This window comes from Pseudomonas juntendi (assembly GCF_009932375.1).
In the GTDB taxonomy this organism is placed as follows: Bacteria; Pseudomonadota; Gammaproteobacteria; order Pseudomonadales; family Pseudomonadaceae; genus Aquipseudomonas; species Aquipseudomonas juntendi.
Map to the genome: position 1 here is coordinate 1 of NZ_BLJG01000429.1, position 285 is coordinate 285.

Consider the following 285-nt stretch of genomic DNA (forward strand, 5'->3'; position numbering starts at 1 on the left):
AGCAACACCAGCGCGTAGCCGATCAGGCGGGGCCGCAGCAGGTGGGTTTTCTGCCCGGAGAGGTTGTGCTCGGTGGTGTAGCTGATCAGCCCTTTGGGGTAGTTCATCTTGTCCATGATGCCGTCGCAGGCATCGATGCAGGCGGCGCAGCCGATGCATTCGATCTGCAGGCCGTCGCGGATGTCGATGCCGGTCGGGCAGACCTGCACGCACAAGGTGCAGTCAATGCAGTCGCCCAGGCCTTGGGCCTTGTAATCCGCGCCTTTCTTGCGCGGGCCCCGTGTT

The 285-nt window shown here is 63.5% G+C and carries 1 protein-coding gene; it reads right to left on the minus strand.

Going from position 1 to position 285, the window contains the following annotated elements; translation table 11 throughout:
- Positions 1 to 285: 4Fe-4S dicluster domain-containing protein (locus GYA94_RS26525; protein WP_308936451.1), on the minus strand; the 285-nt coding region annotated here is incomplete at both ends.